The 12,406-nt window shown below is 73.4% G+C and carries 9 protein-coding genes, 1 tRNA gene and 1 riboswitch; of the genes, 7 read left to right on the top strand and 3 right to left on the bottom strand.

Features of this window, described 5'->3' with window-relative positions:
- Positions 1–111: 111 nt before the first annotated feature.
- Positions 112–183: transfer RNA gene (locus ACFV0O_RS11355), tRNA-Cys, on the bottom strand.
- Between the two features lie 85 nt (positions 184–268).
- A riboswitch (guanidine-III (ykkC-III) riboswitch) is annotated at positions 269–334 on the top strand.
- A gap of 43 nt (positions 335–377) precedes the next feature.
- On the opposite strand from ACFV0O_RS11355, the gene ACFV0O_RS11350 reads away from it, so the two are divergent.
- The gene (locus tag ACFV0O_RS11350; protein WP_360253457.1) at positions 378–692 is read left to right on the top strand and encodes an SMR family transporter; all 315 of its coding nucleotides are present in this window, start codon (positions 378–380) and stop codon (positions 690–692) included.
- A 121-nt stretch (positions 693–813) separates the two neighbouring features.
- Positions 814–2,280 (top strand): MFS transporter, encoded by a 1,467-nt coding sequence (locus ACFV0O_RS11345; RefSeq protein WP_380339466.1) that lies wholly within the window; start codon positions 814–816, stop codon positions 2,278–2,280.
- A 3-nt stretch (positions 2,281–2,283) separates the two neighbouring features.
- Here the strand turns inward: ACFV0O_RS11345 and ACFV0O_RS11340 are convergent, their stop codons facing one another.
- A complete protein-coding gene (locus tag ACFV0O_RS11340; protein WP_380339464.1) occupies positions 2,284–3,618 on the bottom strand; it encodes a hypothetical protein in 1,335 nt (444 codons plus the stop codon).
- Positions 3,619–4,022: 404 nt separating this feature from the next.
- Between ACFV0O_RS11340 and ACFV0O_RS11335 the strand changes: the two genes are divergently transcribed.
- Genes ACFV0O_RS11335 through ACFV0O_RS11325 form a run of 3 tightly spaced genes read left to right on the top strand, consistent with a single transcriptional unit; the run spans position 4,023 to position 8,577 of the window.
- On the top strand, positions 4,023–4,667 hold the full coding sequence (locus ACFV0O_RS11335; protein ID WP_380339461.1) for a class F sortase: 645 nt from the start codon (positions 4,023–4,025) through the stop codon (positions 4,665–4,667).
- Positions 4,664–5,989: an alpha/beta hydrolase gene (locus ACFV0O_RS11330; RefSeq protein WP_380339458.1), complete on the top strand. Its 1,326-nt coding sequence runs from the start codon at positions 4,664–4,666 to the stop codon at positions 5,987–5,989. The genes ACFV0O_RS11335 and ACFV0O_RS11330 overlap by 4 nt, the downstream gene beginning before the upstream one ends.
- Positions 5,956–8,577, top strand: coding sequence for a rhomboid family intramembrane serine protease (locus ACFV0O_RS11325; RefSeq protein WP_380339456.1), 2,622 nt, complete (start codon positions 5,956–5,958; stop codon positions 8,575–8,577). Before ACFV0O_RS11330 ends, ACFV0O_RS11325 begins: the two co-directional genes overlap by 34 nt.
- A 128-nt stretch (positions 8,578–8,705) precedes the next feature.
- On the opposite strand, the gene ACFV0O_RS11320 is transcribed toward ACFV0O_RS11325, so the two are convergent.
- On the bottom strand, positions 8,706–9,131 hold the full coding sequence (locus ACFV0O_RS11320; protein ID WP_360253445.1) for an SsgA family sporulation/cell division regulator: 426 nt from the start codon (positions 9,129–9,131) through the stop codon (positions 8,706–8,708).
- A gap of 305 nt (positions 9,132–9,436) precedes the next feature.
- Between ACFV0O_RS11320 and ACFV0O_RS11315 the strand changes: the two genes are divergently transcribed.
- Positions 9,437–11,269 (top strand): DEAD/DEAH box helicase, encoded by a 1,833-nt coding sequence (locus ACFV0O_RS11315; protein WP_380339515.1) that lies wholly within the window; start codon positions 9,437–9,439, stop codon positions 11,267–11,269.
- 391 nt (positions 11,270–11,660) lie between these two features.
- The gene (locus tag ACFV0O_RS11310; RefSeq protein ID WP_380339452.1) at positions 11,661–12,311 is read left to right on the top strand and encodes an IclR family transcriptional regulator; all 651 of its coding nucleotides are present in this window, start codon (positions 11,661–11,663) and stop codon (positions 12,309–12,311) included.
- The last annotated feature ends 95 nt before the right edge of the window (positions 12,312–12,406 follow it).

Here is a 12,406-nt window from a genome sequence, read left to right as displayed (position 1 = left end):
TCGCGCGGCGCGCCGGGCGCTGAGTCTCGAGCAGTGTGACGACTCCGCTCCCTCTTCGTATTGCAGGGGGTGGTCGCCGCCCGCCCCCCCCCCCACCCCCCCCTCTTCCGGAGGCCGTGGCGGGAATTGAACCCGCGTACACCGCTTTGCAGACGGTCCCCTGAGCCACTCGGGCACACGGCCAGTGAATTCATGGTGGCGGATCCGGGGGAGGAGGGTCAACGAAGTTTTGTAAATTCTGTATGGCAATGTGTGCTACCGTCGAAGACCGGTGGCGGAATTCCCGCCACCCCGGACGAGCGCGTCGTACCCGGTGACGACAAGACGGCGCAGTTCAGCGGCAACCCGGCCGCTGTGGACTGCGGAGGCTCGTCGTCATGGCCTGGCTCGTTCTGATCGTCTCCGGTCTCCTGGAGACCGTCTGGGCAGTCGCCCTGGAATCGTCCAAGGGCTTCTCCCGGCTCGTTCCCACCGTCGTCTTCGGCGTCGCCCTGCTGTTCAGCATGGGCGGTCTGGCGTACGCGATGCGCACGATCCCGATCGGCACCGGGTACGCGGTCTGGGTCGGCATCGGCGCGGTCGGCACCGCGCTCTACGGCATGGCCGTCCTGGGGGACGCGGTGACCGCGGCCCGGATCGCCTGCCTGCTGCTGATCGTCTCCGGCGTGGTGGGCCTCAAGGTGCTGCACTGACCGCACGGGAGCACCGGCCCGCCCCGGCGGGGGTGCCGGCCCCGTCCTAGGCCTCGGGACCGAGTCGATCACCGACCCTGGTCAGGGGTCATCCGGGCGGACGGCTCTTACGATGTCACGTATGACCACAGCCTCCCCCACCTCGGTCGACCCCGTACCGATACCCCTCGACGACGACCCCGGCGGCGGGGTGCTCAGCGGCCGCTTCCGAGCCTTGACGCTGGGGATCGTCTCGGTGGTCCTAGTGATCGCCTTCGAGGCGACGGCCGTCAACACCGCGATGCCGACGGCGGCCCGCCAGCTGGACGGGCTCGGGCTGTACGCCTTCGCCTTCTCCGGCTACTTCACCACCACGCTGTTCGCCCTGGTCGTCTCCGGCCAGTGGTGCGACCGGCGCGGGCCGCTGCAGCCGCTGTTCACCGGCATCGCGGTGTTCGGCGTCGGCCTGCTGGTGGCCGGGACGGCGCCCGGGATGTGGGTGTTCGTGGCCGGGCGGGCGATCCAGGGCCTGGGCGGCGGGCTGGTGATCGTCGCGCTGTACGTGGTGGTCGGCCGGGCCTATCCGGAGCGGCTGCGGCCGTCGGTGTTCGCGGCCTTCTCCTCGGCCTGGGTGCTGCCCTCGATCGTGGGCCCGCTGGTCGCCGGGGCGGTCACCCAGCACCTCGGCTGGCGTTGGGTGTTCCTGGCCGTGCCGGTGCTGATCCTGCTGCCGCTGGTCGTGATGGGCCCGGCGCTGCGCCGCTCCATGGGGGTCTCCCCGGCCGCAGGCGAGGGGGGCGAGCACCCGGTGCCCGGGGGCACCGACTTCGACCGCCGGCGCACCCTGCTGGCCGCGATGGCGGCGCTCGGCGCCGGCCTGCTGCAGTACGCGGGGCAGCGCCGTGACCTGGTCGGGCTGCTCCCCGGGATCGCCGGGGCGGCGCTGCTGGTGCCGGCCGTCCTGGGGCTGCTGCCGAAGGGGACCCTGCGGGCCGGGCGCGGGCTGCCGACGGTGATCCTGCTGCGCGGGCTGGCCGCGGGGGCGTTCTTCGCGGCGGAGGCCTTCATCCCGCTGATGATGACCACCCAGCGCGGCCTGTCGCCCACGCTGGCCGGGCTCACCCTGACCAGTGGCGGGCTCTCCTGGGCGCTGGGTTCCTGGCTGCAGGGCCGGCCGGGGGCCGAGCGCTACCGCGAGGCGATGATCCGGGGCGGCTTCGTGCTGACCGCGCTGGCGATCGCGGGCGCCGCGTTGGTGCTGGTCCCGGGGGCGCCGGTCTGGGTCGCCTCGGTGGCCTGGGGGATCGGCGGCGTCGGGATGGGACTGGCCGTCGCGAGCGTCAGCGTGCTGATGATGAAGCTCTCCGCGCCGGAGGACGCCGGGGCCAACTCGGCCGCGCTGCAGATGAGCGACGCGCTGGGCAACGTGCTGCTCACCGGCCTGGCCGGGGTGCTGTTCGCGGCACTGGGCGGCGGAGCCCTGGCGGCCGCCCACGGACGGGCCGAAGGCGCCGGGTCGCCCGGCGCCTTCGCGGTGATCCTGCTGGTGATGGCCGGGGTGGCGCTGCTGGGAGCGCTGCTCGCCGGCCGGGTCCGCACCCGGTCCTGACGGTCAGCCGGCGGTGGCGGTGGCGGTGGCGGTGGCGGTGGCGCTGGCGGAGGGGGACGGGGAGGGGGCCGGCGCCGCCGCCGGGGTGCCGAGGAAGGCCTCCCAGCCGCCCGTCGGGGACTGGCCCGGGGCGAGGGTCTGCAGCTTGCGCAGCACCGCCGGGTCCTGGGCGTCCAGCCAGTCGACCAGCTGGCGGAAGGAGACCAGCCGGACCTCCGGCTTGCCCGCGATGGCCTTGAGCACGTCCTCGACGGCGTTCATGTAGATGCCGCCGTTCCACTCCTCGAAGTGGTTGCCGATGACGTACGGCGCCCGGTTGCCGCGGTAGGTGCGGTCGAAGCCCATCAGGTAGGAGTCGCGGGCCTGGGTCTGGAAGCCCGGGTGGAGCGCCGGGTCGGCCTTGGTGTTGGGGCCGCACTGGTTGTACATGATGTTGTAGTCCATCGAGAGCACCTGGAAGGTGTGCCCGGGGAAGGGGATGGACTGCAGCGGGAGGTCCCACAGCGCGCCGCCCTGGATCTTCTGCGGCCACACCTGGGTGCCGTTGCCGCTGCTGTCGTAGCGCCAGCCGCGCTTGACCGCGGTGGGCAGCAGGTTGCGCTGGCCCTCCAGGCAGGGGGTGCGGCTGCCGATCAGCTCCTTGCGGTAGTCGAAGGGCAGCGAGGGCAGGTCGGTGAAGCCGGTGTTGGTGCGCCAGTTCGTCACGAAGTCCATCGCCTGCTGGATCTCGCTGTCCCACTCCTCGGGGGACCACCTGCCGACGCCGGTGGCGCCGCAGAAGTGGCCGTTGAAGTGGGTGCCGATCTCGTGGCCCTCCAGCCAGGCGGCGTGCACGTTCTCCAGGGTGGCGCGGATGTGCTGGTCGCTCAGGTAGCCGATGTCGGAGGCGCCGGCCTTGTGCTGCGGCGGGCGGTAGAGGTCCTTCTTGGACTCGGGCAGCAGGTAGAGGCCGCTGAGGAAGAAGGTCATCTTCGCGTCGTGCTCCTGCGCCAGCCGGCGGAAGCGGGCGAACAGGCCGTTGTCGAGCTCGCCGGCGCCGTCCCAGGAGAAGACCACGAACTGCGGCGGGCGCTGCCCGGGCTGCAGCCGGTCGGGGACGGGCTGGTGCGGCTGGGAGCCGGTGTCGGAGGTGGAGCCGTCGCCGATCAGGACGGTCTGCGGCTCGGGGGCCGGGGCGGGAACGGGGGCGGGGGTGGCGCTCTGCTCGGCGTCCGCGCCGGTGGCGGAACCGGTCGCCCGCTCCCCGCCGGTGGCGTGGTTGCTGCCGCAGCCGGCCGCCAGGGTGGCGGCGGTGGCGGCGCCGGCCGCCAGCAGGGTGCGGCGGGAGAGAGCGTCCATGGTCACTCCGTTCAGGGGGCGTTCGGCGGCGTGCGGGAGTGCCGGGTCCGGCCGGACACCCGGGGTATCGAACCCGTGACCGCGTCAGCATGCCATGCGTGCGGAGACGGTCGAAGAGGCGCAGCGCGCGGTCGCAAGCGATCGCTCGAACGCCGCAACCGATCCGGTCCGTATAACCGTCGGTAGGTCGTGTCGGGTCGTGGCCCCGCGGGGGGCGCTGGTGGGGGCAGGCCGTCGCGCTCCGCGACCGGACGCCCACGCGGTGCAGGAAAGGGGCCTGCAACCCTGCCGATCGGCGGGTGCCGGTACGACCGTCGTATGGACGTGCCTTACAGTCCCATCCGGTTCAATTGTTCCCAGGAAACTCCCAGGAAGAGGAGTTCCGTCGGCAGAGGGGAGCGCCCGTGGGCGTCCAGCAGAGCAGGAGCCCCTGGCCGGGCACCCTGGCGGCGGGAGCCGCGCTGGTGCTCGGCGCCTGGCTGCTGCGCGACGGCGGCTCGGCGGTGCTGCCCCCCGCCCCTGGTACGGGCCAGGCCCAGGCCGGCATCGCGCCGGTCTCCGTCGTCCCGCCGCTGGGCCCGTCCGCGCCGACCCGGATCCGCATCCCGGCCGTCCGTCTGGACGCCCCGGTCACCGCGCTCGGGCTGGACGCCGAGGGTCACCTGCAGGCCCCGCCGGAGGCGGACCGCAACCTCGCGGGGTGGTACCGGGGCGGCGCCAGCCCCGGCCAGCGGGGCACCGCGATCCTTGCGGGGCACGTCGACAACAAGTCGGGTCCGGCCGTCTTCTACGATCTGGGTGCGCTCCGTCGGGGGGACCGGATCGAGATCGCAAGGGCGGACGGTGCCATCGCCGTCTACCAGCTGTACGCCATCGAAGTGCACGACCGAAAGGACTTCCCGGACGACCGGGTCTACCGTCAGGCCGCTGACGCACAGCTGCGGGTGATCACCTGCGGCGGTGCCTACAGCGCGGAACACGGCTACGACAGCAACGTCGTCGCCTACGGGTTCCTGGCGGACACCACCCAGCCGGGCAAAGCCGCATGACCACGCTCACACTCGCTTCCCGCTGGAACCCGATCGACTGGCACCTCACCGAGGGCCGGATCCCGCACGCCGTCTTCGTGATCGGCTGGGCGGCGCTGTTCGCGCTCGCCGTCGGCCGCGGCCGCAGCTGGTGGCGCGTCCGCCTGCCCGCCGCGCTGTTCACCGCGGCCGCCCTCAGCCTGCTGCTCGACGTCGTGGTCGACGGCTGGTGGCACCCCTTCCCGGAGGGCACACCGGAGTACGTCACCTGGTGGATAGCCGTCGCCCTGCTCGGGTTCTGCCTGGTGGGCTACCGGATCCGCCGGCTCACCTGGGGCCGCCGCGGCATCGCGCTCGGCCTGAGCGGGCTGGTGCTGCTGATGTCCGCCTCCGAGATCAACATCGGCTTCGGACAGTTCCCGAGCGGGCGCGTGATGCTGGCGCCGTGGCTGACCAAGACCGACGGGCTGGTGCCGGCGAAGACCGGGGAGACCGTGGCCGCCCCGCCGGACAAGGTGCTCGACGAGGTCTGGAAGGCCCCGGCGGACCTGCCCGCGAAGGGGACCGTCTCGGTGGTGCCGATCCCCGGCCTCCGGTCGGGCTTCAAGGGCCGCGACGCGTACGTCTACCTCCCGCCCGCCTACCAGGCCAACCCGCGGCCGCTGCTGCCGGTGGTCGTGATGTTGACCGGCCAGCCGGGCGAACCCGGCGACTGGGTCCTCCGGGGGCAGCTGAACGAGCGGATGGACGCGTTCGCCGCGCAGCACGGCGGCCTCGCGCCGATCGTGGTGATGCCCGACCAGCTCGGTGCCACCTGGGCCAACACGCTCTGCATGGACTCCAAGCTCGCCAAGATGCAGACCTACCTGGCGTCGGACGTCCCGTTCTGGATCCACCAGAACCTGCAGACCGCGACCGGCCGGAAGTCCTGGGCGATCGGCGGCGCCTCGATGGGCGGCACCTGCGCGCTCCAACTCGGTGTCAACGCGCCCGACGTGTACGGCACCGTCCTCGACATGTCCGGGCAGGAGGAGCCGACCCTCGGCACCCGGGACGACACCGTCAGGGTCGCGTTCGGCGGTGACGGAAAGAAGTTCGACGCGGTCGACCCGGTGCAGGTGATGGCCCGGAAGCGGTTCCCGGACACCAACGTCGCCCTGCTCGTCGGTGAGACCGACGACGAGTTCAAGCCGCAGATGGAGAAGATCTACCGGGCCGTACAGGGGGCTGGGATGAAGGCGAAGTTCGAACTGATGCCGGGCGGTCACGGCTGGGTCGTCTTCCGACCCGGCATCGTCCAGCAGATCCCGTGGCTCGCAAGCCAGACCGGGTTGACCCGGTGACCGGGGCGGGCACGGCGGTCGCCGCCGTCGACGAGAAGGGGAAGGGAGCGGCGCGGGTCGTCCCCCAGCGCGGCGCGCAGGGCGGCTCCGAGCAGGGCGCGGACCGCGCGCCGGTCACCCGGACGCCGGAGCCCCGCCCGCAGCGGGTGCGGCGGGCCGCCCGGGTGCTCGGCGGCCGGCTGCGCGCGGCGCCGCTGACGCTGGCGCTGCTGGCCGGACTCTGGCTGATCGGCGCGGCCACCGGCAGCCTGCGCCACGGGCCGTCCGAGCGGCTGCTGGACCGGGCCGGGGTCGGCCTGCCCACGTTCGCCGAGGGCCACTGGTGGACGCCGTTCACCTCGGCGTTCTGGTGCTCCGGCATCGGCTCCTACGTGTTCACCAGCCTGCTGCTGCTCCTGGTCGGCCCGGCCGCCGAGCACCGGCTCGGCCGGCTGCGCACCCTCGCGGTGCTGGTCGGCGGGCAGGTCGTCGGCACCCTGCTGGGCACCGGGCTGATCGCCTTCGGCTCCTCGGCCGGGGAGCAGTGGACCGCCTCGGTCGCCGACCAGGTCTCGGTCGGCCCCGCCGTCGGCCTGTTCGCGCTGGCCGGGGTGCTCGGGTACCGGCTCACGGTGCTCTGGCGGCGCCGGCTGCACCTGCTGGTGCTGCTCGTCCCGCTGGTCATGACGCTGTACGTCGGCCACCTGCAGAGCGTCCAGCGGTGCGCCGCCGCGCTGGCCGGGCTCGGCGTCGGCGCGCTGCTCAGCCGCGGCCGCCCGTACCTGCGCTCGCTCGGCTCCTCGCACTCCGAGACCCGGGTGCTGGTCGCGCTCTGCCTGGTCGCCGCCGCCTTCGGGCCGCTGATCGCCTCGCTGTACGACAACGCCAGCGGGCCCTTCAACACCTTCTCCGAGCTGTACTTCTCGCACCGGCTCGGCCCGGACGAGGTCGCCGACCTGTGCGCGCTCTCGGCGCACGACTGCGCCCGCGCGCACGCCGTCGTCCGGATCTTCGACACCCCGGGCCGGCTGATGGCCGCGCTGTTCCCGGCGCTGCTGCTGGTACTGGCCGAGGGGCTGCGCCGGGGGCTGCGGTTCGCCTGGCTGGTGACCATCGCCACCGAGCTGCTGTGGGCGGGTCTGCTGGGCTGGCTCTACCTGGACGCCGGGCCGGACAGCCAGGACGTGGTGCAGTACTTCGTCGAGGCGATGCTGCTGCCGTTGCTGACCACCGGTCTGCTGCTGGCCACCCGCAAGCGGTTCCGGCTGCGGCTGGCAGGCCGGTCGGTGCGCCGGCTGGCCCTGGTGCTGGGCGGCGCCGCGCTGCTCTCCTCGGCCGCGTACGTCGGGCTCGGGCGGCTGGTGGCCGACCAGTTCGAACCGGGGGCGACCGTGCGGCGGCTGCTGCACGGGCTGCCCGCGCAGTTCCTGCCGCCCGCGTACAACGACCTGACGCCGGACTACCCGATCGCCGTCGGGTCGCTGGCGCGCTTCCTGGAGACGTACTGCGGCCTGGCGTTCTGGGTGGTGGCGCTGGTCACCCTGCTGACGGCCTTCCGCCGGCCCGTGCTCCACACCGACGCCGAGGCGGTCGCCCGTGCCAGGGCGCTGCTGACCCGGTACGGCGGCGGGACGCTGTCGTTCATCACCACCTGGGACGGCAACCACTACTGGTTCGACGAGCAGGGCCGGGCGGGCGTCGCCTACCGGGTGGTCGGCACCATCGCGCTGACCACCGGCGACCCGTTCGGCGCGCCGGAGGACCGGGCCCGGGCGGTGGCCGGCTTCGCCCGCTACTGCGACGCCCGCGGCTGGACGCCGTGCTTCTACAGCGTCTGCGGCCAGACCAGGGACGCCGCCACCCAGCTCGGCTGGCGCTCGGTGCAGGTCGCCGAGGACACCGTGGTCGCGCTGCCCGAGCTGGCCTTCACCGGCCGCAAGTGGCAGGACATCCGCACCGCCCTCAACAAGGCCGGCAAGCAGGGCATCACCGCGGAGTGGTGGGCCTACCACGAGGCGCCGCTCGCGCTGCGGGACCAGATCCGGGCGATCTCCGAGGAGTGGGTCTCCGAGAAGGGCCTGCCGGAGATGGGCTTCACGCTCGGCGGGCTGGACGAACTCGACGACCCCGACGTCCGGGTGCTGGTCGCCGTGGACGAGCAGCGGGTGGTGCACGGGCTGACCAGCTGGATGCCGGTGTACGAGGACGGCGTGCCGGTCGGCTGGACGCTGGACTTCATGCGCCGGCGCTCGGACGGCTTCCGCGGCGTCAACGAGTTCCTGATCGCCTCGGCCGCGCTCGGCTTCAAGGAGGAGGGCGCGCGCTTCCTGTCGCTGTCCGGCGCGCCACTGGCCCGCACCGGGCAGGGCGAGGAGCCCACCGGGCTGCAGCGGATGCTGGACTGGATGGGCAAGGTGCTGGAGCCGGTCTACGGCTTCCGCTCGCTGCTCGCGTTCAAGGCGAAGTTCCAGCCGGAGTACCGGCCGATGTACATGGCCTACCCCGACCCGGCCGCGCTGCCCGGCATCACCCGGGCGATCGGCAAGGCGTACCTGCCGCACCTGACGGCGGCGCAGGGCGTCCGGCTGATGCGCAAGCTGTCCGGCTGACCGGCCCCCGCGCCGGAGGGCAGGGGCGGGGGAGCGACGGGGGAGCGGGACGGGAGCGACGGGGGAGTGCCGACCGGCCGGCACCGGGACCGCGGTGCCCCGGAGGCGGGCGGGCACGTCGCGGCCCGTCAGCCGAGCAACTGGGCGAGGGCGCGGTCGGCGTCCAGGTGGAGGTGCTCCTCGCCCTCGGGGACGAGCAGCCGGCTGCGCCACAGGAAGCGGCGCAGGTCGCCGCTGTCGAACCGGACCAGTGCGATGCCCTCCGGGGCCCGCAGCTCGACCATGGTGCACCGGCCGGGCGCGGGCCGGACGTGGACGTCGCCGACGCCGGCCGGCAGCTCGACGCCGGCCGAGAGCAGCCGGCGCGCGAAGACCCAGACGATGTCCCCGGCGTCCCGGTCCTCCGCGTCCTCGTCCAGTGAGAACTCGGCGGGGAAGGCCATCCGGACGGCCAGCGGGTCGTCCGGCAGGTAGGACAGGACGACCCGCAGCCGGACGGAGCGGTGGGGGGAGAGGATCAGGCGGGCCTGGACGGTCTCTTCGACGGTGCGCACGGGGGGTCCCTTCGGTTCGGTGCGGGCCGCGCCACGACGGGGGTCGCTGCGGCCTCACCCCGGTGAGAGTCCCGCCGGCCGCCGTGATTACCCGGTTCCGGAAGCGATCGGACGTGATCCGCGCCACATCGATTTCCGGCCGTACGGGCCCGGCGCGGAGCCTCGCCTGGAGGCCCGAACGGCGCCGGGCCGGTAGGCTGGGCGGGTTGTCCGATCGCCGCCCGACCGCGGGACGGGGCCGAAAAACCGCCTCTGACCTGCGATGATCCCCCTCGGAGACCGTGAGTACTGCCGCCGCCTCCTCGATGCCGCTGTTCTCCGACGTACCGGAGACCCAGGCCCCCGCCCGACCCGCCGGCCACGCCGCGTCCGCCGGCTCGCACCACCTCTCCCCGGCCTTCCCCGGCCGTGCCCCCTGGGGCACCGCCGGCAAGCTGCGGGCCTGGCAGCAGGGTGCGCTGGACAAGTACATCGAGACGCAGCCGCGCGACTTCCTCGCAGTCGCCACCCCGGGCGCAGGCAAGACCACCTTCGCGCTCACCCTGGCCTCGTACCTGCTGCACAACCACCTGGTGCAGCAGGTGACCGTGGTCGCGCCGACCGAGCACCTCAAGAAGCAGTGGGCCGAGGCCGCCGCACGGATAGGCATCAAGCTGGACCCGGCGTACTCCTCCGGGCCGCTGTCCCGCGAGTACCACGGCATCGTGGTCACCTACGCCGGCGTCGGGGTCAACCCGATGCTGCACCGCAACCGGACCGAGTCCCGCAAGACCCTCGTGATCATGGACGAGATCCACCACGCCGGTGACTCCAAGTCCTGGGGCGAGGCCTGCTTCGAGGCCTTCGAGCCCGCGGCCCGCCGGCTGGCGCTGACCGGTACGCCGTTCCGCTCCGACACCAACCCGATCCCCTTCGTGGCGTACGAGGCGGGGGGCGACGGCATCCGCAAGTCCGTGGCCGACTACACCTACGGCTACGGGCACGCGCTCGCCGACCACGTCGTCCGCCCGGTGATCTTCCTCAGCTACAGCGGCAACATGCGCTGGCGCACCAAGTCCGGCGACGAGCTGGAGGCCCGGCTCGGCGAGCCGATGACCAAGGACCTGATCGCCCAGGCCTGGCGCACCGCGCTGGCCCCGCAGGGCGAATGGATCCCGTCCGTGCTGCAGGCCGCCGACCGGCGGCTGAGCGAGGTCCGCAAGGCGATCCCGGACGCCGGCGGCCTGGTGATCGCCACCGACCAGACCGTCGCCCGCGCGTACGCCAAGCTGCTGCGCGAGATCAGCGGCGAGAAGGTCACCCTGGTGCTCTCCGACGAGACCGAGGCCTCGCAGCGGATCTCCGACTACGCGGCCGGGACCTCGCGCTGGATGGTCGCCGTCCGCATGGTGTCCGAGGGCGTCGACGTGCCCCGGCTGTGCGTCGGGGTGTACGCGACCTCGATCTCCACCCCGCTGTTCTTCGCCCAGGCCGTCGGCCGCTTCGTGCGCGCCCGCAAGCGCGGCGAGACGGCCTCGGTGTTCCTGCCGACCATCCCGATGCTGCTGGGCTTCGCCAACGAGATGGAGGTCCAGCGCGACCACGTGCTGGACCGGCCGAAGAAGGAGGGCGAGGGCCTCTTCGACGAGGAGGACCGGCTGCTCGCCGAGGCCGAGCGGGCCAACGACGGCCCCGACGGCGCCGGCGGCGATGAGTTCTCCTACGAGGCGCTGGGCTCCGACGCGGTCTTCGACCGGGTGCTGTACAACGCCATGGAGTTCGGCATGCAGGCCCACCCGGGGAGCGAGGAGGAGGACGACTACCTCGGCATCCCGGGCCTGCTGGAGCCGGACCAGGTGCAGATGCTGCTGCAGAAGCGCCAGCACCGGCAGATCCAGCGCAGCAAGACCAAGCCCGCCGAGGAGGCCGACCTGCTGGAGCTGCCGGCCGAGCAGCGGCCGGTCGTCACCCACCAGGAGCTCCGCGAGCTGCGCAAGGAGCTCAACGCGCTGGTGGCCGCCTGGCACCACCGCACCAGCCAGCCCCACGGCACCATCCACAACGAGCTGCGCCGCCAGTGCGGCGGGCCGCTCACCGCGCAGGCCACCGCCAACCAGCTCAAGGCGCGGATCGTCCGGATCCGGGAGTGGGCGAAGTAGCGGTCCGGCCGGCCCGGCCGGGCCGCCCCTCCTCCCGCCCGGTGCCGGGCGGGAGACACCCCCGCCCCGGTGTGTCCGGACTCCGGACCCGGGTCGAACTCCTGCGCTGATGCACCCTGCGGATGGGGATGGTTTGTCCGGAATTTGCGGCGCCGTTGAAGTCGATCACGCCCGAATTTTGGACAACCACTTCCCCCGCGACATTTCCTTCACTACCTTTCCCCCACGCTCTTCCGCCGGGCAACCCCTCGCGGGACGGCGCCGCAGGACCGTGCGGGCGTCAAGGAGGACACCGCGCACGGCCCTAGCGCGGCCACCCCCACCTGCGCGCGACACCGCCCTTGGACCGGTGCCGCCCGCCCCGCGAGCGCCGCGGAAAGGATTGCCCGTCGTGACAGCCGAGACCTCCCAGACCCTGGACCGAGGCGTCCGGGTCCTCAAGCTCCTCGCCGACTCCGAGCGGGGGCTGACCGTCACCGAGCTCGCCGCACGGCTCGCCGTCAACCGCACCGTCGTCTACCGGTTGCTGGCCACCCTGGAGCAGCACGGCCTGGTCCGCCGGGACATCGGCGGCCGGGCCCGGGTCGGCCTCGGCGTGCTGCGGCTCGCCCACCGGGTGCACCCGCTGCTGCGCGAGGCCGCGCTGCCCGCCCTGCGCAGCCTCGCCGAGGACCTCGGCGCCACCGCCCACCTGACCCTGGTGGACGGCAGCGAGGCCCTGGCCGTCGCCGTGGTGGAGCCGAGCTGGACCGACTTCCACGTCGCCTACCGGACCGGCCTGCGCCACCCGCTCGGCGAGAGCGCGGCCGGCCAGGCGATCCTGGAGGCGCGCACCTTCCCCAGCCAGCGCCGCCCCGACCAGGGCTTCGTCATCACCCGCGCGGAGGAGCAGTCCGGGGCGTGCGGCGCCGCCGCCGCGCTGCTCGGACTGAGCGGCATCGAGGGCAGCGTCGGCGTCGTGATGCTGAACGGCATGGTGCCCGAGCGGGTCGGCCCCCGGGTGGTGGAGGCGGCGACCGAGGTCGCCGACGCGCTGAGGTAGCGCCCCCCCCCGGGGGGGGGCCCCCCCCGCGGCGCGCGCCCCCCCCCCCCCCGCGGGGTTTGTTTGGAGAGGGGTAGTGAGCCAAACAAACCAAA

The organism is Kitasatospora sp. NPDC059577 (genome assembly GCF_042735475.1).
Classification (GTDB): Bacteria; Actinomycetota; Actinomycetes; order Streptomycetales; family Streptomycetaceae; genus Kitasatospora.
This window is presented reverse-complemented; position numbering and strand designations above follow the sequence as displayed.